This window comes from Paenibacillus sp. VTT E-133291 (assembly GCF_002264395.1).
GTDB lineage: Bacteria > Bacillota > Bacilli > Paenibacillales > Paenibacillaceae > Paenibacillus_AQ > Paenibacillus_AQ nitricinens.
This window is the reverse complement of the sequence record NZ_NFVA01000006.1, coordinates 43,852-65,769: the sequence shown is the minus strand read 5'-3', so window position 1 is coordinate 65,769 and position 21,918 is coordinate 43,852. Positions and strand designations below refer to the sequence as shown.

Here is a 21,918-nt window from a genome sequence, read left to right as displayed (position 1 = left end):
ATATGCCTTTAAGGAGGGGTTACCTGTGGATACACAATTCCAGCATCTGGAGCACTATTTAGATAAATACGAACAAAGCTGGCCATTAAGTGGCACAGTCTTACTAGCTCAGCGTGGAGAAATCAAGTTACATAAAGCGTACGGATATGCGAATCTTGAACATCAGGTCCCGAACACTTTAGATACCAAATTCCGGATCTGGTCACTTACCAAATCATTCACTGGCATGGCTATCCTGATGCTAAAAGAACAAAAACGTCTCAGACTGGAAGATCCAATCCTAAAATATCTCCCTCAGCAGCATGCACTAGAGGGGATTACCATCCTTCACCTGCTGGGACATACCTCTGGTATAGCCAACTACACTTCCATACCCGAATATAATCAAAAATTAAATAAGCTAAAGCTGACTCCACAAGAGATGTTACAGCTATTTGTGAGTCAACCCCCTGCATTTATGCCTGGCACTTCATTTGCCTATAACAACTCAGGTTATTATTTGCTGGGGATGATTATTGAGAAGATTACAGGGATGACATTTGAAGATTATATCACTACTTTTATATTACAGCCTCTGGGCATGGTAAATACAGGAGTTTATAACAATCAGCAGATTATTCCAAAATTAGCCTCGCCTTATCATTCTTCTTGGGGAGAGTATACTCAGGGGGAATACATAGATATGAGCTCTATCTTATCCGCTGGCGGGATGTATTCGACGGCTGCCGATCTTTTCCTGTGGGATCAAGCCTTGTACTCCGATCAATTAGTGTCTCATAACACCCTTGAGATGGCTTTTCATTCCAGTAATCTCAAATATCGATTTGGTTGGTTCTTGGACGAACGTTTTGATCGAAAAAGAATGTATCACGGCGGTGCCTACCGCGGCTTCCGAAGTGAACTACATAGATATCCTGAAGATCAAACAAGCGTCATCATGTTGACCAATTACGATTGCGTACCCGTCACCAAATTAACGGAATCTCTAGCTGGATTAATATTTGGTGAACCTGAAAGGGTGCCTGTCTCTCCACAAGCCTTCCCTCTTGATGACAGCATTTATGCTTCATATATGGGAACCTATGAGGGATATGGCTGCAAAGCGAGCGTGGAGCGTAGTGGGCAAGATTACTATTTTGTCTGGAATGATGTAGAAGTCACTCCCTTTTATCCCATCTCGGAAACAAGATTCCATCATACGAAGCATGATTCGGAATATGAATTTAAGCGGAATGCTCAGGGTGAGCTTTCATTTCTGGGGATGCACAAAAAACAAGACAAGTCTTAAATAGACCTGTCTTGTTTTTTGATTCGTGTCTGCCCTAGGCCTTGGCTATAATGATAAACTCAACGAGAAGTACAAGTAAGGCAGTAGTTACACCAAGCGAATTAATTACTGTTAAAGCATCCGGGTAGCTTTCTTTCCGAAATTGGGAGAATAAAGATACCATCCATAATACACTGAAGAATAGCGCGACCAATCCAGAAATCGCCTCACTATCCACTTTTCTGCTCCGCATAAATAATCCTACAAGGCCAACAACGGTAAAAACCATGTATATAACAAGCTCTATGGATGTGATGACAATCGCCTCGCCTGCAGAGAACAAATGCATTAACATGTATTGAATCCCTAAACAAATAAACACAAGCTGGTTAAAAGAAACTTTGCTCACTCTCATAGCTTATCTCCTTTTAATTTAAGTAAACCGCAATAAAAAGATAACGCTTTCATTATATCGATAATTAAAATAATCCTCTGTGACCATACGCACGAAATTTTTTAAGGACAGAAATTTCTCAGTGCTTGGTAAACCATGGCGTCAAAAAGCTCCCTATAGAAGTCACCAACATAACAATACTGATTATCCAAATGTTTTTACGGTAAGGATGAAATAACTCTTTAATACTGATCCATACTACATTGTATTTCATTTCACATAACTCCCCGCGACATATACTGAGACTAGCCTCATCCCATCTCAATACCAACAAAAAGAACAACAAAAACTACAATAGCTAGCAAAGCACCTACAATAACGATCGTTTTTGGTGATCTATTACCCCTGTCCATTTCAATTCCTCCTTTTATCTACGCGTGTATATCTCTTTTTCCAAACGAAATATAGGTGACAGACAAACTAATAGCTATAATAATCACAGGAATTAGCACCACTTCCATAAAGCTCTTTGCTCCTGTTAGGACTATATTTTGTGAATTAACGACGTAAATTCCGGAAAACTTCATAACTTGGGTCGTTAAAGCATGGTCTGAAATCCCCCTTAACCATGCGGAGGAAGCATCACGGAAATAACCGGATATCATGAAGTCGCCGAATATAATTAGAAAAGTTACAACCACCGCTGAAGCCGTTCTTTTAATAAGAATACCAACCATAATGATTAGAGCAGCATAAGCTGATAAATAAAGGACATTTAATCCCAGTACACGGGAAACCTGAATCAAGTCAGCAGAAAAATTACGATTACCGATGTCAGTCCCGATTATCAAAGCAGCTATCATATAAGCGAGATAAAACACTACTGTAAATTGTAAAATCCACCATATAATAATTTTAAAAACAGAAAGGTATTTCCCCGTGATATAGATAAACCTACTTTGTCCGGAAGCCAGAATAACTTTGATAGATCCATATTCAAATCCTTCGGTTGCAAAAAAACATACGTAAACTGGAATAATAAAATAAAAAAATAAAGATAAAGGTGTCACAATCGTTAAGGGTTCCGCGAGATTACCGATTTCAAAACCGGCTTTACCCCCAATCCAGATTGCTAATACCAGACTTGCTATAAGGAACAGAAGAGAAATTCCCTTAAACATGATATCCCTTCTTATAAAGTAAGACTCAGCTTTCAGAAAATCCATCATTGCTCATTCTCCTATCAGATCCATATAATAATGCTCAAGATTCGCTGTGGACAGGTTGATTCCTTCAAGTGGAATTCCATTTCTAATTAACGTTGACATTAACTGTTCAAGATCTGTCAAATCCTTGGGAACCAATATTTCTCCGGCCTCTGACAATGTGATCGAATGAATATTAAGATCGTTCTTAAGCACGTTTATTGCTGCAGCTATTTCAACGGTCTTAATACAAATTTGCGCTTCGGCTGATTGCAAGAGTTCTTCCACAGAGACTTCCTTAATGAACTGCCCTTTATGAATAAAACCGAATTTGGTAGCTAACAATTGGAGCTCGCTCAAAATATGGCTGGAAATCAAGAGGGTAACCCCTTTTTCATGTGCCAGCTTAGCCAATAATTTTCTCATCTCTACAATCCCTGTAGGATCAAGCCCATTAATCGGTTCATCCAAAACTAAAAATTCCGGTTCGTTGAGAAGGGAGATTGCCAGCCCTAATCGTTGACGCATGCCCAGAGAATATTCCGTAGTATTTTTGTTTTCAACATCCGTTAGTCCCACTAAATTCAGCACATCTTTAATTCTCTTGAAATCCGAAATACCATGAATCTTGCAATAAAAGCTTAAATTCTCTTCAGCATTCATATGGGGGTAGAGGGCAGGTAGCTCTATTAAAACCCCCATTTTTTTTCTGACTCGTGCGAGGTCCTTCTCATTACTTTTACCCATCAATTGGATAGTCCCTTTTGTAGGATAAACTAATCCACTAATTATTTTCATGAGTGTGGTTTTACCTGCTCCATTCTCACCTACAAAGCCATAGATATCACCCTGTTTAATCTTCATATTTATATTTTGAAGCGCATTTTCACTGCCGTACTGTTTAGTTAATCCCTCAGCTTCAAAGATTGTTGTATTCATTTTTCAACTCCTCCATACCGTCTGCTACTAATTGATATTAAATTAGCATGTTTACTAGAATTACTAATCGTTATGGTAAAAAACACGGGAATAAATGTAACTTTCGCCACTTCCAAGTGATCCCTAAAAGGATAAAGGTTGATTATACTCCCATATAATGTATTATTATTTATAACACAGGAGGGGAATTTCACATGATACATATTGCTATTTGTGATGATGATTTCAAGGCAACAGAATATATGGAGAGATTGATCCTTAACCATCCCATTCAGCAGACCGTAAAGATAGAGGTATCCATATTCTATTCTGGTGAAAGTTTCACGAAAGCCATACAACATGGTTGTCCATTTGATCTTATTTTTATGGATATAGAAATGAAGGGAATAAGCGGAATAACAGCGGGTCATATCTTACGGAGAGATTGTGATAATGATAGGGTTCGGTTGATTTACGTATCGAGCCACGAAGAGTATCATGTTCAACTATTTGACGTTCAACCTTCCGGTTTTATAAAGAAGCCTATACATAACGAGTCTTTTGAAAAAAAACTACTCTCTATGATTCAGCAAATAAAGGTCAAGCGTCAGCAAAATCAACCAAAATTACTGCCTGTACACCAAAGTGGAACTAAACTACTGATTCCAATCCGTAATATTATGTACTTGGCAAGTGATCGCCGAAAAATCATTTTGCAAACAACGGAAGATCAAACGGAATATTACAGTACTTTATCTATAGAAGAAGGAAAGCTACCTTCGAAGCAGTTTGTGCGGATTCATCAATCGTATCTTGTGAATTTCGATTACATAAAACAAATTCAGGGCAAAAAAATTGTATTAACGAGTGGGGAAGAACTTCCGATTAGCGATAAGCAAAGCACCGTAGTGAAAAAGAGTTATTTGCAATTCAGGGGGAGTCTGCTTGAATAATATTCTACTGGATGAGCTGTTCTATGCCCTCACACTGGCAGCTCTCCCATTTATCATTCATTATTTCTATGATCATTGTTTCCCACGGCTTTGGGAATCCAAAGTAATCCTTTATTCCGTATACACTGCTTATTATATTTTCGTAGTCCTCCTTCATAACAGCCCACTTCCAGGCTTATGGATGCTAGGGCTTAATATAGTGGGGATCGTTCTATTGTCCTTTTTGTATAAAGGAAAAATACAATGGCGTATTGGTGCTGCTTTATTTATAGTCGCACTGATTATTCTTTCAGATGCAGCAACTGCACCTGTGTATACGACAAGCGGATACATCTTTACCTTGTTTTTGTCTAAGATTCTGATGTTTATACTGGTACAGATCACGCTTCGTTTTACCAAAGCTTTTGGCGAGGGCAGTCTAAGCAGTTGGTATTGGATCGGGTTGTTCTGCTTTCCGTTTATCAGTATTCTCAGTATTGCAAAATTATCGGGCGAGCTGTCATTGCGGGAATATCCGGCGTTGTATCCGGCCTTGTCCGGAGGAATGCTGTTGATCAACTTCCTGATCATTCTTTTGTGTGATCGTGTATTAACCATACAATCGGCACAGAATAAAAACTACTTGTTGGAACAGCAGAACACCTACTATATGAACCAGTATCTGCTCACGAAAGAAAGGCAGCAAGAAGTCTTTACGTTTCAACATGATTTCAGGAATATCTTGCTCGGCCTGAGGTCTCAATTACAAGCTGGGGAAAAAGAAGCCGGACTGAATGATGTAGATAAGCTTCTTGGAGTAATAGAACTCTCTTCAGGTGAAAGTAATACCGGCTCCATCCTAATCGACTCTATCATTAATTACAAGTCGCAATTTGCCAAAAAGCTGGGTATCTCCTTTCAAACGGATATTAAGATTCCACCTCAGCTTGACCTAGATGCTTATGCATTTAGCATTATTCTAGGGAACACCCTTGATAATGCTATAGAAGCATGCAAGCATCCAGGTGTGACTCAGCCTTATATTAAGTTCCAACTTCATTATCATAAGGGTACTTTATTTATCAGAATACAGAATCCATATCAGCATTCCATACGTACGAATCATTTCGGAGAATTAGCCACAACAAAACGAGACAAGCATTTTCATGGTATCGGTCTAAAAAGCGTAAAGAATGCGGTAGAAGAAATCGGCGGAATATGGGATATCACCTATGAAAACCAAATTTTCCAAGTGGAAATTTGTCTTTTTAACATTGAGATCTTATCAGTTGCAGAAACTGAGCAAAAATGCACCTCATAGAAAGACATCGGACCCAGAAGGTTTTCCAATGTTTATTCTAAGGGGTGCATTTCAGTTACAAGTATATTTCTATTATTTTACTTACGGTTCGATTGTATATTTAGACGAAAACGAAATACTGCATCTTCACCGTACCACATAGGGAAATTCGTGCCCCAGATATTATGGTCTTATAAGCCCGATGGTAATGATCGTATGCCGTTAGTCTAAATATTTCGAATGGGACATCTTGTTCTCAAAATAGAATGAATAGTGGATTTATTTTGAACATTTTCAAATAGGAGGCCAACGGTTTGAAAAATAAAGAATCATTTGTATTCGTCACAATCCCACTATCCGAGATCAAGAAATTCATTCTTATTGATTTTGTAGCTGGATCGGTCATTTATTTCGCTATAAAGTTTCCCTTACATTCTTTTATAGCCGCCTATGCTGGCAGCATGTTCGGTCCAATACTTATTCGCCAATCCATGAAAATGGTTCAGAATCGCGCTAAAGCTTAAGCCATAAGGAGACAACAATTCATCTCTAATCGATGCAGTTTAGAAATTGTTCAATCTGTTTTTTATGATGCTTATCATGTGGGATAAAACTTCTCAAATACTTGCGAACACTGAACTTCTTGTGGTCTCCATCCTTATATTCCAATTCGCATTCTTCATCCGTTAATCCAGAGACTGCATCTAAAATTCTAGATCTGTAGAGCACAAATTGTTCAATCAAGGTCTGCTTGGATAACAATTTGGCATACTCCCTCGCGTTAGCATTAAATTCGTTAAAATCCAAATGTTTCGTTGTTAATGGTTCTTTCAAAATAATCTGCTTAATAGCACCTTCATAGAAATATTTATCCCATAGCATGAGGTGACAGAGAATATCCTTCACGGTCCATTTACCAGTAGCTATGGGCTTATCCCAATGTTTATCTGGCACCTCTTCTAATGATTTCACGAATGGAATAAGAGACTTAAATTCGAGTATCATTTGCTCCTTTGATTTTAATGCCATAGAAGCTAACCTCCGTGTGAATATAAAATAGTATAGTAAAAATATTATGCAGCAGCATCATCCTTAGAAGCAGTGATTAAATCAGCCTCAGTAGAGTCTGGGTTCAGCCAAATCTCGATCATATCATGAGTACGCTTTACATCATTTTCATCGAGTATATAATACCATTGATCCGTATGTTTTCCTTCCCCTTGGAGCATATGACTCGTTATTTCAGGGGTTCCACCTTCAAGAATTACCTTCTTAGCCAAATCCAAAATAAAATCTGACTTCATATTCGTTTTAAAGTTACTGCCAGCAATTTCGATAATGTTCTGTATATTAAGAATATTATCTATTCTTTTCATCCGATCAAGCGCTGCTTTCAAGAAAATCCGCTGTCTCTCTGTTCTCTTAAAATCAGAATCTTCCCGATATCTTACATACATTAAAGCTTCCTTACCGGAATAGATCGGTTTGTTCGGCTCAATTCTTAGTTTCTCATGATCGGGACTCTTATTCTCTATCACCTTGGTGATTGGAAGCACCACTCCTCCAAGAGCATCTGTAACACCCACAAGCCCATTAAAATTAATCGTAGCATAGTAATCAATTGGCGCATTCAAAAGATTCTTAACGGTATCCACACTCATTTGAGGACCTCCGTAGGAATGTGCCGCATTAATCTTGGTTTCTTTTCTTGCTCCTTTGATATTTTCTGCTCCAATAATTTCTGTATAGGAATCACGGGGAATGGAGACGAGCAGTGCTTTATGGTCTTCAGGTCGAATAACTGTATAAATAATGGAATCAGAAAGCCCGTTTTCTTTGCCACGCTGATCGGTGCCTAGTAGAAGGAGAGAAAAAGGACGGTCTTTATTTTCTATCGTTGGTTGTAATCCTGGTTCTCCGCTGTCTTCTAATGGCACATAGGAGTCCTTAAGGGTGTGTTCAATCGTTGGGGCTACAACATTATTAAACCCAAAAATCATTAATTCTTTACGGAAAATAAAAGATCCCAGTCCAATAATAAGTACGATAGCCATCGAAAAGTACCAAATTTTCATTTTTTTACTGATTTTATTTTTTTTCACTTTCTTTTTCTCGATTCTGCTTAAAGTAAATGAAGCAGATGGATGAGTGCCCTGTTTATTTTTCATTTGGATGAATTACCCTTTCTGTTTATGCGACTTCTCACCATTAATGAACATCACCTTTTATTCCACACAATTACGTTTAAACTTCTATTACTGTTTATGCCTACCCCATTACCTAAATATCCCATAATTATAGACGATCATTGGATCGATAAGTTTCTTTTTATAAGAAATTTTTGAGGCAAAAAAAAAAAAGACCACATCCTATGAAGGATGGGTCTGCAAAGTTTATTGAGAATACATTAGGTTTTGTTCAGGATCGTATCGATTTCACTTTTCAGTATAAGATACCTGACAACACTTCTCATAATTGGGACTTTGGTTAACTTATGCTGGTCTACATAGCTTTTCATTTGATCTTTAGACAGACCAAGTAAACTACCGGCTTCAGACACAGTCAATACTTCCTTGTTGCTTGTAGCGTTAAAGGTTTTCTTCACTTTTAAATTCCAGTCTTCAAACACCTGCACTTACATCCGCCACCTTTCAACTAAGCGAGAAATATAAGACATATAGTATTGTGTGAAACTTATAATTTCTTATATTTAAAAAAATCCCCAAACTATAAGTTTGGGGATTTTTTTCACAACTTTAGAGTTTTACAACATTCTCAGCTTGTTGACCACGATTGCCTTGAACTACGTTAAATTCTACACGTTGTCCTTCATCCAAAGACTTGAATCCGTCACCAGTGATTGCGCTGAAATGTACGAATACGTCTTCTCCACCTTCAACCTCGATAAAACCAAAGCCTTTGTCCGCGTTAAACCATTTCACTGTTCCTGTTTGCATAATATAATTACCACCTTTTTTTAATTTACATGTTATTCTTATCCCAAAAAAATCTCTTACAAAATCTCTAAAAAAATAAAAATTCACATATGGTACAAGGTTATTGTCATCTTAAGAATAACCCTCTACGCTATGTGAATTAGCAGGTAACTACTTTCGATATATTGATTATAGCACATCCGATGCCATCTAGATACCTTTTAGATTATGTAAGAAATGGAAAAACCCTGATCCTTTAGAAAAGAACCGGGTTTCCCACTTACAATTACAACATCTCAATTATTTTAAATCTTAAAATAAGACAATTTATCCAGCAAATCTTGCACCATTGAGCTGAGGGATTCCGTCGAGGCAGTTATCTCTTCCATAGAAGCAAGCTGCTCCTCTGACGCTGCTGCTACACTTTGTGAATCTGCGGACGCTTCCGATGCAAGATCGGCTAATACTTTGACACTAGCTGAAATCTCCTCTGTACCAGCGGTCATCTGCTGTGCGGCTGCAGATACCTCCTGAATCTGATCTGTAACCTGTGTCATTTCAGCAAGAATCGATGTAAACAAAAGATCACTGTCAGATACACCCTGCACACCGATACGTACTTGTTCATTACCAACGGCCATAGCCTGTGAGGCTTGATTAGTATCTTGGACAACATGTTCGACTAATTCAGTAACTTGTTCGGCAGCTTGTTTCGTTTGATCCGCCAACATCCGTATTTCCGAAGCTACTACAGCAAATCCACGACCTTGTTCACCCACTCTGGATGCTTCAATCGCTGCGTTTAATGCCAATAGATTAGTCTGTTTACTGATACTCGAGATCAGACCAATAATACCACTAATCTGTACAGATCTTTCACCTAGTCGTTCAATCGCCAGACTCGTCTCGTCCACGGATTGCTTAAGCTCTGTCATCTGGTTCACCGCCATTTGAAGCTGTGCACTGCCTCTCTTCGTTTGATCGGTTACTTCATCGGCAGATGCAGACACCGCTGATGAAGAGTCAGCGATACGTTGCACTCCAACGCTAAGATCGCTCATGGCCAGAGAAGATTCTCCTGCATAACCATTCTGCAGTTGCGCTCCCTCGGCGACTCGTCCAATAGCCACAGCAATCTGTTCAGCAGCTTTCCCTGTCTGTTCAGCGTTCGCTGTCAACTCTTCAGAAGTAGCACCCACTGACATCGACAAGTCAGCTACAAGTCCAAACATTTCTCGAAGCTTATGTGTCATCTGATTAAAATGCGTAGCCATCTTGCCGAATTCATCATTATTTCGAACCTGCAAGGTTTGGGTTAAATCCCCTTGAGACATAAGCTGCAATTTCTCAGATAACATTCGAAGCGGTTTGATCACCATCAACCATAGTTGAAAGCCTACAACTAGTCCTAAAATCGTCATCCCAACTAACATGATAATAAAAGATTCTGTTTTGGCTTTTTCGAAGTCCGCCATAATTGTAGATTTAGGAATGGCTGTCTGGGTATACCATACCTGTTCACTTTTTGGCATTTGGATTGGAACAAAAATTCGGAGCACAGTTTCTCCTTTGGAATTATTGGTATACCCCTGTACACTCTTCCCGTTCTTCACTTGTCTCCACAATGCAGCTTTCTCTTCCGTATCCCCAAAATCTTTAAGTACACTCTGTGGATCATTAGGATTCGCTACATATTTCCCATCATTTGAAATAAGAGCAACATAACCTCCCATAGGTCTATAATTAACCGCTTTTGCCTGAAGCTCTGCTAGCGAGATATCAAATCCCACAGTCCCAAGAAAAGTACCCGAATTGGTTACAATGGGCTGTATAATCGAAATCATCTGCATAGACCCAACAGTTGTCTCATAAGAATACGGTTCAAGATAGATCGGTTTCTTATTTTTTTTAGGTATAAGGTAGTAATCTCCGGTGCCTTCTACTTCGTAATTTTTCGAAGCTTCAATCGTAATTGAACCCTCATTTTTAACAACATAAGGAACAAAACGCCCTGTGTTGTCGTCGTACGGCATTTTATTTATATTAGCCTGATCCTTTTGATCGAAGGCATTCGGCTCCCATAATGTGCTAATACCCAAAATTTCAGGTCTGTTCTCAAGCATAGCCTTCATTGTAGAGATAACATCCTCACGACTTAAGGTCTGATGTTCTCTTGATTCCAGCAACACTTCTGCGAATACCTTAGTTGTTGACTCCATGTCTATCATAGTATTCTGGATGGATTCCGCATAACTTCGTCCGGCAACCTCCGCTTGAAGTTCACCATTCGAAATACTCACATTACGCAGATTTTGCAGATTTGCAACTAAACTAAAGAAAAAGATAACAATGATAACTAAACTTACTACCAGAACAAATTTAACCGTTAAAGAAAGCCTACGATACAACGCCATCTGAACAACTCCACTCTAGGATAATATACCTTATCTTTAATCGACAAAATGCGACTGTCATTTAATAGGTCTTTTTACCTATAATTAAATAATAAAATTTAAAACACCTATCTCTTCAAAAAGTATGTTTAAATAAAAGTAGCCTAACTAAAAAAATCTCAATACAAAGGAGTTCATGCCGATGGAAATATCCTCTTTTTTGTTGCCTAAAGATCAAGTTGCCTATATCACTAACTCACTATCCATGCTGGAAGCCTTAGAACAATTAGAGCAGCACCATTATACGGCTATCCCTATTATTGATAATGAAGGAAAATATGTAGGAACACTTTCGGAAGGTGATCTATTGTGGAAGCTGAAAAACACAGCAGGTCTAACTTTTGACAATATAGGAGAAGTTCCAGTAAGCGATATCCAGAAGCATGTCCATAACGAGAGCGTTCTCATAAATGCCGAAATGGAGGATATGTTGACGCTCGCCGCAGATCAGAATTTTGTTCCTGTGATTGATAAAGAAGGCGTGTTTGTCGGAATTATTCGTCGAAAAGATATCATTGAATACTATACTCGCAACATTACTGATTAATTGATTAGTTGAACAACAAATAGACCTGATCAGCAACATCATTAGAAGATGAAGCTAATCAGGTCTATTTTCTACCCTAAATTATAGTTCAGTCAGGATAATCGTTCCTTGAGGGGTGATAGCTAATGTATGTTCATACTGTGCTGACAGACCGCCGTCAATGGTACGTGCAGTCCAACCATCGGCATCAATCTTTGTTCTATAGCTGCCTGTGTTCAGCATCGGCTCAATGGTAAATACCATCCCCTCTTTAAGACGGGGTCCTCTGCCAGCCGGACCATAGTGAGGTACCTCTGGTGCTTCATGCATTTCTGAACCAATCCCATGGCCAATAAAATCACGCACAACAGAAAAACCATTAGACTCTGCGTAAACTTGAATAGCATGAGCAACATCCCCGATACGGTTGCCTGCAACTGCCTGCTCGATACCTCGGAATAAAGATTCTTTTGTGGTGTCTAGTAATTTGGTCGCCTGCTCACTAATGTTGCCAATCCCATATGACCAAGCGGAATCTGCCAACCAGCCCTCTAAGTTAACTACCATGTCTATGGTTACTATATCTCCATCTTTAAGTGGTTCCTTCTTCGGAAAGCCGTGGCAGATTACATCATTTACAGATGCACAGGTTGCGTACGGATATCCGTTATATCCCTTTTGCTCAGGAGTCGCTCCTTGAGACAGTATAAATTTTTCTGCAAATTCATCAATCTCCCAGGTGGTAATTCCCGGCTGTAGAATTTGCGCAATTTGACGATGACATTCAGCGAGAATTTTTCCCGCCGCACGCATTTTTTCGATCTCTTCCATCGTTTTCATGATAATCATAATATCGCCTCTTCTGTACAGAACACATCACTCTTGGGCAATGGCTCTTCTTTTGTATTTAGTTTCCCCTTTATATTATGAAAGAAAAACACGAGAAATCCAAATCATTATGCAAAAAAAATATATTTTTCATACACATTCTAAAAGGAATCCCTTTTTCTAATGAAAATATTAGATCATCTGAGTCCGATAGCATCTCATCCGTCCCACTCAATCTAACTTAGCTCCAATCCACTCGACAACGAGCAACCGTTAAAGTTTAAAACCAAAAAATCAACTAACAAAGAGGTGCCCCAGCAGCCATTATGTAGGCTCCGGGACACCCCTTCAATCTATATTAGATTAGTCATGAAAATTAAGACCTGAGGTAACCGCCTTTACATAACCTGTACGGATTACGAAATCTCCAAAATGCTCACTATGCAAACGTTCTTTCGAATAATGATGAAGAATCGGCTCCAGCGTCTCCAGAATTTCTTTTTCATCTATGTTTTCTTTATACATTTTGTTCAAGCGATCTCCCGTAAAACCTGCTCCCAAGTACATATTATATCTGCCTGGACCTTTACCAATAAACGAGATTTCGCCTAGTGCCGGTCTTGCACACCCATTAGGACAACCTGTCATCCGGATCACGATTTCCTCATCACGGAGACCAGCTTCATCAAGGACAAGCTCTAGCTTATCAATCAACGAAGGCAAATAACGTTCCGCTTCAGCCATTGCAAGTCCGCAGGTTGGTAGTGCCACACAAGACATTGAACTGCGTCGTAGCGCAGATAGATGAGCTCCATCTGTAAGTCCATGTTGTTTAGCCAGCTCAGCCACTTTTCGCTTTTTGGCAGTGGTTACGTTAGCAATCGTTAAATTCTGATTCGGCGTAAGCCGGAAATCCCCGGTATGAATCTTGGCAATTTCCCGCAGTCCAGTCATCAATGTGTACCCTTCTTGGTCATGAATCCGTCCGCTTTGGATATAAAGCGTCAAATTCCATTTTCCATTGGTACCCTTCACCCAGCCATAGCGGTCTCCATTGTGATCGAAATGGTAATCACGTGCCGCCTCAAGCTGCCATCCGAGTCTTTCATGCAGCTCACCGACAAACCATTCCAAACCGTGGCGGTCAATCGTATACTTGAACCGTGCATTTTTGCGGACAGAACGATTTCCATAGTCCCGCTGAATCGTTACTGTCTTCTCCGCTACATCGATCAATTGATCAGGACGGCAAAAACCAATGATACGGCCAAGCTGAGGATACGTGCTGGTATCGCCATGCGTCATTCCCATACCGCCGCCTACAGAAACGTTGAACCCTACCAGCTTATCATTCTCAAGAATAGCGATGAAGCCTAGATCCTGCGAGAACACATCTACGTCATTTGAAGGGGGTACCGCAAGACCAATCTTGAATTTACGCGGTAAATATACCGGACCATAAATCGGTTCAACTTCTGCCCGATCTCCTAAGCTATCCACAACCTTTTCACCGTCTAGCCAAATTTCATGGTAAGCGGGAGTTCGTGGGGATAGATGGTCACTAACTTTGCGCGCCCATTCATAGACTTCTGCATGCACCTCAGATTGATAAGGATTCGGATTGCTCATTACGTTACGGTTAACATCCCCACAAGCTGCAAGGGTCGTCATTAGCGTATCATTGATGCTCCGAATGGTCTTCTTTAAGTTCCATTTAAGCACACCATGCATTTGAAATGCCTGTCTTGTAGTCAGACGTAAGGTTCCGTTACCATACTTCTGTGCCAGATCATCCATCACCAGCCATTGTTCCGGTGTAGCTACACCACCAGGGGCAACTACGCGAAGCATAAACTGGAATGCCGGCTCCAGCTTCTGACGTTCCCGTTCATTGCGTAAATCTCTGTCATCCTGCATATAGCTTCCGTGAAATTTTAGCAGCCGATTATCATCTTCAGGTAGACCACCCGTAATCGGATTGCTTAGTGTCTCAACCAATGCACCCCGCAGATAGTTACTCTCCGACTTAATATGCTCAACATCACTTGGAGGCCCGCCGATCGGCTTAACCTTCTCATTGTTTGCCATTGTTGTTATCTCCCCCCGAAGTCATTCGATAACTCCATCTAACCATTAATAGACATCACGCTGGTAACGCTGCGTCTGTTGCATATCTTCCAGATAAGCCGCTGCCGCTTCAGGGCTCAGTCCACCCTCACTCTGAATCACTGTAAGCAGGGCAGAATGAACATCATGCGCCATGTACTTCTCGTCACCGCAAACGTAGATATGAGCACCTTCTTGCAGCCATTCATAAACCTCACGACTCTTTTGCAAAATACGATGTTGTACATATACTTTCTCTTCGGTATCACGTGAGAAGGCTACATCCAGCTTACTTAGAACGCCATCCTTTAGCATTCTCTGCCAATCAGTCTGATAGAGGAAATCTGTTACAAAATGCCGATCCCCATAGAACAGCCAAGATTTCCCTTCCGCTCCCAGCTCTCCACGTTCCTCTAAGAAAGAGCGGAATGGCGCAACACCTGTGCCCGGTCCAATCATGATGATCGGTGCATCCGGATTAGTAGGCAGCTTAAAGTTAGGATTATGCTGAATGTAAATAGGTAGTGTATCCCCCGGTTCTACTCTTTCTGCGCAATGCACTGAGCAGACACCGTAACGTGCTCTACCGTGAGCCTCATAACGTACAGCTCTGACGGTTAGATGAACCTCATCCGGGTTTGCTTTATAACTGCTAGCGATAGAATATAGGCGTGCAGGAAGCTTCCGCAAAATCGTCACAAAACTGCTGGCTGGACCTTCCCACGGTGAGAAGTCCTGGATCAAATCGAGTAGATCGCGTCCTTGAATATACGCTTTAAGCTCCGAAGCACGATCTGGAGCTAATAACTCACTCAGCTTGTTTGAAGCAGACAGCTTTGCCGCTTGCTCCAGCAAAGGTTTGGTCAATACAGTGATTTCATAATGATGCAGAAGTGCCTCACGTAAGGCTCCTTCATCACCTTTCTTATTAAACGGAACCTTATCATTAGGATTCCAGCCCATAGTATGAATAATAGCGTCCACCAGTTCGGGATGATTCTCTGGATATACTCCCAGTGCATCCCCTGGTTCAAACTGTATATTAGAGCCTTCAAGCGATAGTTCCAAATGGCGAGTCTCCCGGTCCGAGCCGCGTCCGTTCAAATCCAGATTCTCCAGTACCTCTGCTTTAAAAGGATTATTCCGAGTATATAGAGGTTCTTGTGACTCTGCGTCCTCTGCGGCTTGAACTGCTTTTGCAGCAATGGCTGGAGCATTTAAATTTACATTTAATGCACCAATCACACCTTCAAACCATTCGGCAACGGAATCGTCATAATCGAGATCACAATCTACACGTGGACTTAGGCGCTTACCACCAAGTTCTTCTAACCTCTGATCGAACTCTTTACCCGTCTGACAGAAAAATTCATAAGAGGTGTCTCCCAGAGCCAGAACTGAAAACCTCAGGTTCTCTAATTGAGGTGCTCTTTTGCTGTAGAGGAACTCATGGAACATCCGTGCATTATCTGGTGGATCACCCTCGCCATGCGTACTGACCAGCAGCAGCAGGTTCTCTACCTTCTTAAGCGCATTAGGCTTAAAGCTGTTCATCGCGGTGAGCGTCACCTGAAATCCTTGCTCTTCCAGCTTGCGGGACAAGCTCCCCGCCAGTCGCTGGCAATTCCCTGTTTGTGAACCAAATAAAATGGTTACTTCACGTGATGCAGCAGGTTGACTCGTAGCGGCAGCGCCGACCTCTGCGGTCCCGACCGTGTTTGATGGCGCTTGAAGTTCAGCACCCACTGGCGCTGCTGCCGCAGTACGCCCAATTGCAGATAAATATCCGCTAAGCCATATTTGCTGTGTCTCCGTTAAGGTTGGTAGAAGACGATTGAGAAGCTCGACTTGGTTCTCGTTAAAGGGACTGTTCGTTACCTGTAGTTGCAACAATATCCACCTCTCCTAAACATGAAATCTGGTTAATATCCGTACCTCTATCTGAGCCTTTTTTAGAACCTCATAAAATCAGGCTATCACAATAATTGTAAACGATCAATCCAGTCGTTTTTACCTAATTGATGGTATTTATTGAAAAAGTATCTATAAAGTACATAAAAACCGATCAAAACAGTATGATTTAAGCTGTTTTGATCGGTTTCATTATAAAAAATGATACTATTTATAAAATATTGTGATAAATAAAAACTATAAATCCTTCTTACTTTCGGGAAATAATACCTCGCCTGCCCCTGTCTTTATCTTCACAATCTCTTCAAGCGTATTCGATAACTCACCAGGCGGATAAGGCTTGGTTAAATACTTCTGTATCACATCATTCAATTGGTTCTTATCCGATTGATCCAGAGCGGAAGAGATTACAATCGGAATATTCTCTGTTCTCGAATCCTCTTTTAGCATTCGGATCAGATCCCATCCGTCCAATTCTTCTCCCAGCATCAAATCAACCACGATCGCAACAAATGGTGTTTTCAAGGCATGGTCAAAAGCTTCCTTCGGATGATAATGATGAGTTACCCTGAAGCCCTTTCCTTTCAGCTCCTCGGATAAAAGCAAAGAAAGGCTGTAATCATCTTCAACGATCATTACATTAGGCTTAAGCTCTTTATCTGCATTCCATTTATTTAGCTCATCTTGCTGTCGGCTTGTGTCCCCATGGAGGATGGGGAGGCTAAACCAAACCGTTGTCCCCTCTCCCTCTACGGAATCAATACCGATGGTTCCCTTTTGTTTCTCAATAATTTCTTTACAGATGGCAAGACCAAGACCTGTTCCGCCAATTCTTTTGGAGGCACTATTATCCACTCTTCTGAATTTTTGAAATAGCTGGCCTATTTGATCCTTAGGAATCCCGAGACCGTTATCTTGAATACGCACAATAATCTGGTCTGGCTCATTATGCAACAGCACTTTCACTTCATTGTTAGTAGGCGAGAACTTGATCGCATTACTTAACAGATTCGTTAGAACTTGAACAATCTTATCCTTGTCCACATCTACTTCCGCATTTAGAGCCTCATCCACCAGAAGCACATGATGTGTGCTGCTAAGCTTATATTGATCGATAACCCCTAGTACAATTTCACTGAGATTCACATGCTCCGTAATATACTGCTGTTTTCCTGACTCCATTCTCTGCAGATCCAGAAAATCATTAATGAGCTCAGTCAACCGCTTCGCTTCTTTATGAATCGTCTCCAGATACTTCAGCTGCTTCTCCGGCTTCATGGTTTTGGACAATAGCAATTCCGTGAATCCTAGTACACTCGACAATGGCGTTCTCAGCTCATGGCTTACTGTACTAACAAGATCGGATTTCATAAGATCCAGCTCGTACTCCCTAGTGATATCTCTGTATACGAACAATGTACCAATCCGGAGCTCACGTCGGAATACAGGAATCGCATAAACATCAATATGCTTCTTGGATTCCGTTCCAATGGAGTATTGCATACTGCTTGACTCCAGAGCATCCTCAGAAATTGCTTGTTCAAAAAACGACCTAAGTTCTTGGTTCTCATTCGAGCGTTCGATGAAATAATCCATCCATTCTTGTCTAGGGATCAAGGTACCTTCGTTCCATTCATAATTCACTATGCTGCAGAGCGCCTTATTCATCTGCAGCATCATGCCATCAGTATTCACGAACTGAATGCCTTCATTTACGTTATTGACGATATCTCGATTCAGCTTCCGTCCATGTTCAATCTCTTCATACATGAACAAACGTTCAATCGCCAGAGCTACGCGGTTCATCATCCCTTGAACCTCATTAATCTCTTCTTTGCTGAAGGAATGTCCAATCCGGGTTCCGCAAAATACAGCTAGAATCTCATCTTCTGCATTCACAACAGTCGTGTAGAAGTCATAACAGTAGACCTCATCCGAAGAGATTCCCTGTTCCGATTGCGTAGCTAAACGCTTAATCAGATAGGTCTTTTCAGTCTTTAAACGATATAACATTTCATTGTTCTCACTATCGAGATAACGCTCTACATTTTCCTGAGGTATCCCTTTAACAGCTGCAATCTTATCTTTTACTAGCAAGAAGAAGCTTGAATCAAAGGAATACAGATGATGCATAAATTCAATAAACTTATCTGCAAATTCATGTTTATCTAACGTGTAGGTAATATCATGATTCAGCTGGTTGTTTAGCTCAAGCATCTTTTTAGTCTGTTCTGTATTTTTCAGCGTCTCAGCAAGCTCTTGCTGCACGCTCTTCATAGAGTTAATATCGTTCGCAATAAGGATGTACTGATAAATTACACCCTCTTCATTCAAGTATGGCACAATCGTCAGATGCAGCCAGATCGGCAATCCGTCTTTGGCTACAATCTGAAGCTCATTGCTCCATACTCCGCCCGTACTTAATTTATTGCTGATTTTTTGGAATTCTTCAGGAGACACATTATAAAGTTCAAAAAGTCTATATGTATAGCCGATAATCTCCGATTTCTTATAGCGGGTATATTCACTTAAGTTCTCATTGGCGTAAGTAAACACACCTTTAGCGGTAAGGATACCGACGGCAGATGACTGATCGAGCGCTTTCATCATGCTCTCAATTTCACTGAGTGAACGTTGCAGCCTATACTGCTGATCCTGAAGCTCATCCTGCTGAGCGTGCAGCTCTTCATTCTGCATCATCAACTCTTCTTCTTTATCCTGAATACTTCTGGCCATATTTAGAAAAGCATTATAAAGTCGGCCAATTTCATCTTGATGCTTAAGCTTGCCCAGAAGAATTTCCTCACCGGCAGCCAGTGAATGCGTTGCCCCTTCCAGCTTCAGAATAGGGTCAATGAGGTTCTTTAGAATCCGCCAGATCATAAAGGTAAAGAACAACAGAATAATCGCGCTTATAAAAAATGCGATAAAGGTAAATTCATTTGCCTGTTTAATATAATCCATAGCCATAGAATTTAAGGCTTCATCCGAGCGTTTTTTGTACTCTTCCGTATAGCCAAGAAAATCATTCACTGATTTAGTGGTACCATCTGCGGACAGAGCACGCAAAGCCACATAGTCATCTGCCTCAACTAGCCGAATCGCTTCAGGTAACGTTTTATTTTTATACTGGACATAAAAGGCCTTTAGACCATCTCTGAACAAAGCTTCTTCGGGAGATAGATTGAGATTGGAATAGGTATCCAGAATCTTATCAAAGTTAATTAGTCCTACATTCAGGAGCTTTAATTCGTTATCACTTTTAAGAGCGCTGAATCCCCTGGCACGGAAAAACACCTCATTTAAAGCACTCGCCAAATCGGTAATCGTATCCGCCTTATTTTGCAGAATTTCTCGGTCTCTACTTAATTTGTTCTGTTCATCGTTAATGAAAAAGAAAAATACCGAGCCCATAAGGATGATTAAAGCGAAAACAAGCGCAATGATACGAAAATACCTATTTCTGATACTGTGATTAACGTTACTTCTCTTCGTCACTTAGGATCCCCTCCACAATCTGCAAGAGTTCCATCGGACTAAAGGGCTTGGGCATAAAATAACGTGCTCCTGCTTCAACAGCGCGAAGTCGATCCACATCTTGAGCCTTGGCCGTCAACATTAATATAGCTGTAGTTTTCTTCTTCTCCTCATCCAGCTGCTGAAGCACTTCAATCCCTGTCATTTCCGGCATCATATAATCCAGAATCACCAGATCATAAGGATCCGTTGACAGCTTAGATAGCGCCTCCAACCCATTCTCCGCTGTGTGAATCTCAACATTCTCCAAATCTTCCAATGTATCCTCGATTAACATCCGTAATACTTCTTCATCATCCACTACCATTATTTTTTGCATATTCGCACAATTCCCTTCGTGTTAGAACAAGAATCTATGAGCCAACCGTTCCATTCGGGACAACAGCTCAGGCATATGAACAGGTTTTACTACATAATCATCGGCACCCATCTGCAGGGCATGTACAATATCCGCCTGATTATTTCTCCCTGTCAGCATGATCACTAATATATTCACTTCCGGATATGTCTTGCGAATTCTTTCCAGAACTTCAACACCATCAAGATCCGGCATCACACCATCAAGTAGAATAATATATTTCTCATCTATGGAATACCAATCCGATTGCAAGAAATCCAGCCCATTCGCAAAACTGCTGATATTCACCTCAGCAATATCCTCCGGCTCCCAAGTATCAATCTGATGAGTCACTATTTTTCGAATTAACGCATCATCATCCACAACAATTACATTTAGAACCGAATGCTTTTTAGTCGACGATAAATGGTCCGTGTAGAGTGTAGTCTGATTCCTTCCGGCATCTTTGCTGGCATAGAGAGCCTGGTCTGCTTCCTCTACAATTTTATCGGCAATATTCTCAGCTTCTGTTACCTCTGATATCCCACTCGAGAAGGTCACATGAAAGACTTCATTCTTCGCAAAAAAGTCGGTGGCCGCAAATCGCTCCTGAATACGGTTTATTACTGTCAATGCAGAACTCGCATCCGTATTTGGCAGGAACACAGCAAACTCTTCTCCACCGAAGCGGCAAAAGGTATCTTCCATACGAATCGAACCCTTTACAAGCTCAGACAAGGACTGTAATACCTCATCTCCGATTAGATGACCGTATGTATCATTAATCTTTTTGAAATAGTCCAGATCAATCAGCGCTAAAGAAAACACCCGTTCCGTACGCTTAAAATCGCAAATCAGCTGTTTCATCACTTGATTAAAGTGTTTTCGATTGAACGCACCCGTCAATTCATCCACAATGATGGATTCCTGCCACTCCCGCTTTAACTCAAAGCGGTTTTTAATTAATGCCAGAAATAAATCAATATCTACAGGCTTCGATAAAAAATCCATCACCCCCAGCCTATACGCATGCAATTGCGTCGCTTTGGAGGACTCCCCAGTTATAATGATGATTGGAATACGTTCTTTTTTGGCTTTGCCGATAATTTGATTCAAGACCTCAATCCCGCTGATATCCGGCAAAAGAATATCCAGAAGAATTAGATCCGGTTTACTTTCATAAAAAATCTTGAGACCTCGTTCAGCGGATAAGGCAATGCTTACATAATAGTTCTGCTTCTCCAATGATTCTTTTAAATAAGCCACTA

Annotated in this window: 20 protein-coding genes; 5 read left to right on the top strand and 15 right to left on the bottom strand. The window is 40.7% G+C overall.

Going from position 1 to position 21,918, the window contains the following annotated elements; all coding sequences use genetic code 11:
• The first annotated feature begins 25 nt into the window (after positions 1-25).
• Positions 26-1,288, top strand: coding sequence for a serine hydrolase domain-containing protein (locus CA598_RS04410; protein WP_179283583.1), 1,263 nt, complete (start codon positions 26-28; stop codon positions 1,286-1,288).
• Positions 1,289-1,322: 34 nt separating this feature from the next.
• On the opposite strand, the gene CA598_RS04405 is transcribed toward CA598_RS04410, so the two are convergent.
• From CA598_RS04405 to CA598_RS04395, 4 genes are all read right to left on the bottom strand, one after another.
• Positions 1,323-1,682, bottom strand: a complete 360-nt coding sequence (locus CA598_RS04405; protein WP_094870202.1) for a hypothetical protein — start codon at positions 1,680-1,682, stop codon at positions 1,323-1,325.
• A 118-nt stretch (positions 1,683-1,800) separates the two neighbouring features.
• Positions 1,801-1,935, bottom strand: coding sequence for a hypothetical protein (locus CA598_RS32860; RefSeq protein ID WP_256989810.1), 135 nt, complete (start codon positions 1,933-1,935; stop codon positions 1,801-1,803).
• A 157-nt stretch (positions 1,936-2,092) separates the two neighbouring features.
• Entirely contained in the window at positions 2,093-2,890 is a 798-nt protein-coding gene (locus tag CA598_RS04400) for an ABC transporter permease (protein WP_094875547.1), read from the bottom strand.
• A 3-nt stretch (positions 2,891-2,893) separates the two neighbouring features.
• On the bottom strand, positions 2,894-3,805 hold the full coding sequence (locus CA598_RS04395) for an ABC transporter ATP-binding protein (RefSeq protein WP_094875545.1): 912 nt from the start codon (positions 3,803-3,805) through the stop codon (positions 2,894-2,896).
• 194 nt (positions 3,806-3,999) lie between these two features.
• Here CA598_RS04395 and CA598_RS04390 point away from each other — a divergent pair, with 194 nt between their 5' ends.
• From CA598_RS04390 to CA598_RS04380, 3 genes are all read left to right on the top strand, one after another.
• Entirely contained in the window at positions 4,000-4,737 is a 738-nt protein-coding gene (locus CA598_RS04390) for a LytR/AlgR family response regulator transcription factor (protein ID WP_094870205.1), read from the top strand.
• On the top strand, positions 4,730-6,037 hold the full coding sequence (locus tag CA598_RS04385; RefSeq protein ID WP_094875543.1) for an ATP-binding protein: 1,308 nt from the start codon (positions 4,730-4,732) through the stop codon (positions 6,035-6,037). Before CA598_RS04390 ends, CA598_RS04385 begins: the two co-directional genes overlap by 8 nt.
• Before the next feature lie 293 nt (positions 6,038-6,330).
• Positions 6,331-6,540 (top strand): hypothetical protein, encoded by a 210-nt coding sequence (locus tag CA598_RS04380; RefSeq protein WP_094870207.1) that lies wholly within the window; start codon positions 6,331-6,333, stop codon positions 6,538-6,540.
• A gap of 25 nt (positions 6,541-6,565) precedes the next feature.
• On the opposite strand, the gene CA598_RS04375 is transcribed toward CA598_RS04380, so the two are convergent.
• The 5 genes from CA598_RS04375 to CA598_RS04355 form a co-directional block, all read right to left on the bottom strand.
• Positions 6,566-7,045, bottom strand: a complete 480-nt coding sequence (locus CA598_RS04375; RefSeq protein WP_094875542.1) for a DinB family protein — start codon at positions 7,043-7,045, stop codon at positions 6,566-6,568.
• A 44-nt stretch (positions 7,046-7,089) separates the two neighbouring features.
• Positions 7,090-8,184: an LCP family protein gene (locus CA598_RS04370; RefSeq protein WP_094875540.1), complete on the bottom strand. Its 1,095-nt coding sequence runs from the start codon at positions 8,182-8,184 to the stop codon at positions 7,090-7,092.
• 239 nt (positions 8,185-8,423) lie between these two features.
• The gene (locus CA598_RS04365) at positions 8,424-8,651 is read right to left on the bottom strand and encodes a helix-turn-helix domain-containing protein (protein WP_094870210.1); all 228 of its coding nucleotides are present in this window, start codon (positions 8,649-8,651) and stop codon (positions 8,424-8,426) included.
• Between the two features lie 121 nt (positions 8,652-8,772).
• Positions 8,773-8,973: a cold-shock protein gene (locus CA598_RS04360; protein ID WP_036685790.1), complete on the bottom strand. Its 201-nt coding sequence runs from the start codon at positions 8,971-8,973 to the stop codon at positions 8,773-8,775.
• Positions 8,974-9,257: 284 nt separating this feature from the next.
• The gene (locus CA598_RS04355; protein WP_094875538.1) at positions 9,258-11,366 is read right to left on the bottom strand and encodes a methyl-accepting chemotaxis protein; all 2,109 of its coding nucleotides are present in this window, start codon (positions 11,364-11,366) and stop codon (positions 9,258-9,260) included.
• A 181-nt stretch (positions 11,367-11,547) separates the two neighbouring features.
• On the opposite strand from CA598_RS04355, the gene CA598_RS04350 reads away from it, so the two are divergent.
• Positions 11,548-11,952 (top strand): CBS domain-containing protein, encoded by a 405-nt coding sequence (locus CA598_RS04350; protein WP_042189973.1) that lies wholly within the window; start codon positions 11,548-11,550, stop codon positions 11,950-11,952.
• Between the two features lie 81 nt (positions 11,953-12,033).
• Here the strand turns inward: CA598_RS04350 and map are convergent, their stop codons facing one another.
• From map to CA598_RS04320, 6 genes are all read right to left on the bottom strand, one after another.
• Positions 12,034-12,780 (bottom strand): type I methionyl aminopeptidase, encoded by a 747-nt coding sequence (map, locus tag CA598_RS04345; RefSeq protein ID WP_094870212.1) that lies wholly within the window; start codon positions 12,778-12,780, stop codon positions 12,034-12,036.
• Between the two features lie 342 nt (positions 12,781-13,122).
• Positions 13,123-14,847, bottom strand: a complete 1,725-nt coding sequence (cysI, locus tag CA598_RS04340) for an assimilatory sulfite reductase (NADPH) hemoprotein subunit (protein ID WP_094875536.1) — start codon at positions 14,845-14,847, stop codon at positions 13,123-13,125.
• 45 nt (positions 14,848-14,892) lie between these two features.
• Positions 14,893-16,755 carry an assimilatory sulfite reductase (NADPH) flavoprotein subunit gene (locus tag CA598_RS04335; protein ID WP_094870247.1) on the bottom strand — a complete coding sequence of 621 codons (1,863 nt, stop codon included), beginning with the start codon at positions 16,753-16,755 and terminating at the stop codon, positions 14,893-14,895.
• Positions 16,756-17,013: 258 nt separating this feature from the next.
• Entirely contained in the window at positions 17,014-20,274 is a 3,261-nt protein-coding gene (locus CA598_RS04330; protein WP_094875535.1) for an ATP-binding protein, read from the bottom strand.
• On the bottom strand, positions 20,258-20,632 hold the full coding sequence (locus CA598_RS04325) for a response regulator transcription factor (RefSeq protein WP_094870215.1): 375 nt from the start codon (positions 20,630-20,632) through the stop codon (positions 20,258-20,260). The genes CA598_RS04330 and CA598_RS04325 overlap by 17 nt, the downstream gene beginning before the upstream one ends.
• A gap of 21 nt (positions 20,633-20,653) precedes the next feature.
• Positions 20,654-21,916, bottom strand: coding sequence for a GGDEF domain-containing response regulator (locus CA598_RS04320; protein WP_094875534.1), 1,263 nt, complete (start codon positions 21,914-21,916; stop codon positions 20,654-20,656).
• Positions 21,917-21,918: the final 2 nt, after the last annotated feature.

Excerpts from the sequence above, each read along its gene's own strand:
- cysI (WP_094875536.1), bottom strand. The coding sequence starts at position 14,847 with ATGGCAAACAATGAGAAGGTTAAGCCGATCGGCGGGCCTCCAAGTGAT.
- CA598_RS04395 (WP_094875545.1), bottom strand. The coding sequence starts at position 3,805 with ATGAATACAACAATCTTTGAAGCTGAGGGATTAACTAAACAGTACGGC.
- CA598_RS04375 (WP_094875542.1), bottom strand. The coding sequence starts at position 7,045 with ATGGCATTAAAATCAAAGGAGCAAATGATACTCGAATTTAAGTCTCTT.
- CA598_RS04400 (WP_094875547.1), bottom strand. The coding sequence starts at position 2,890 with ATGATGGATTTTCTGAAAGCTGAGTCTTACTTTATAAGAAGGGATATC.
- CA598_RS32860 (WP_256989810.1), bottom strand. The coding sequence starts at position 1,935 with ATGAAATACAATGTAGTATGGATCAGTATTAAAGAGTTATTTCATCCT.
- CA598_RS04360 (WP_036685790.1), bottom strand. The coding sequence starts at position 8,973 with ATGCAAACAGGAACAGTGAAATGGTTTAACGCGGACAAAGGCTTTGGT.
- CA598_RS04405 (WP_094870202.1), bottom strand. The coding sequence starts at position 1,682 with ATGAGAGTGAGCAAAGTTTCTTTTAACCAGCTTGTGTTTATTTGTTTA.
- CA598_RS04350 (WP_042189973.1), top strand. The coding sequence starts at position 11,548 with ATGGAAATATCCTCTTTTTTGTTGCCTAAAGATCAAGTTGCCTATATC.
- CA598_RS04325 (WP_094870215.1), bottom strand. The coding sequence starts at position 20,632 with ATGCAAAAAATAATGGTAGTGGATGATGAAGAAGTATTACGGATGTTA.
- CA598_RS04370 (WP_094875540.1), bottom strand. The coding sequence starts at position 8,184 with ATGAAAAATAAACAGGGCACTCATCCATCTGCTTCATTTACTTTAAGC.
- CA598_RS04390 (WP_094870205.1), top strand. The coding sequence starts at position 4,000 with ATGATACATATTGCTATTTGTGATGATGATTTCAAGGCAACAGAATAT.
- map (WP_094870212.1), bottom strand. The coding sequence starts at position 12,780 with ATGATTATCATGAAAACGATGGAAGAGATCGAAAAAATGCGTGCGGCG.
- CA598_RS04355 (WP_094875538.1), bottom strand. The coding sequence starts at position 11,366 with ATGGCGTTGTATCGTAGGCTTTCTTTAACGGTTAAATTTGTTCTGGTA.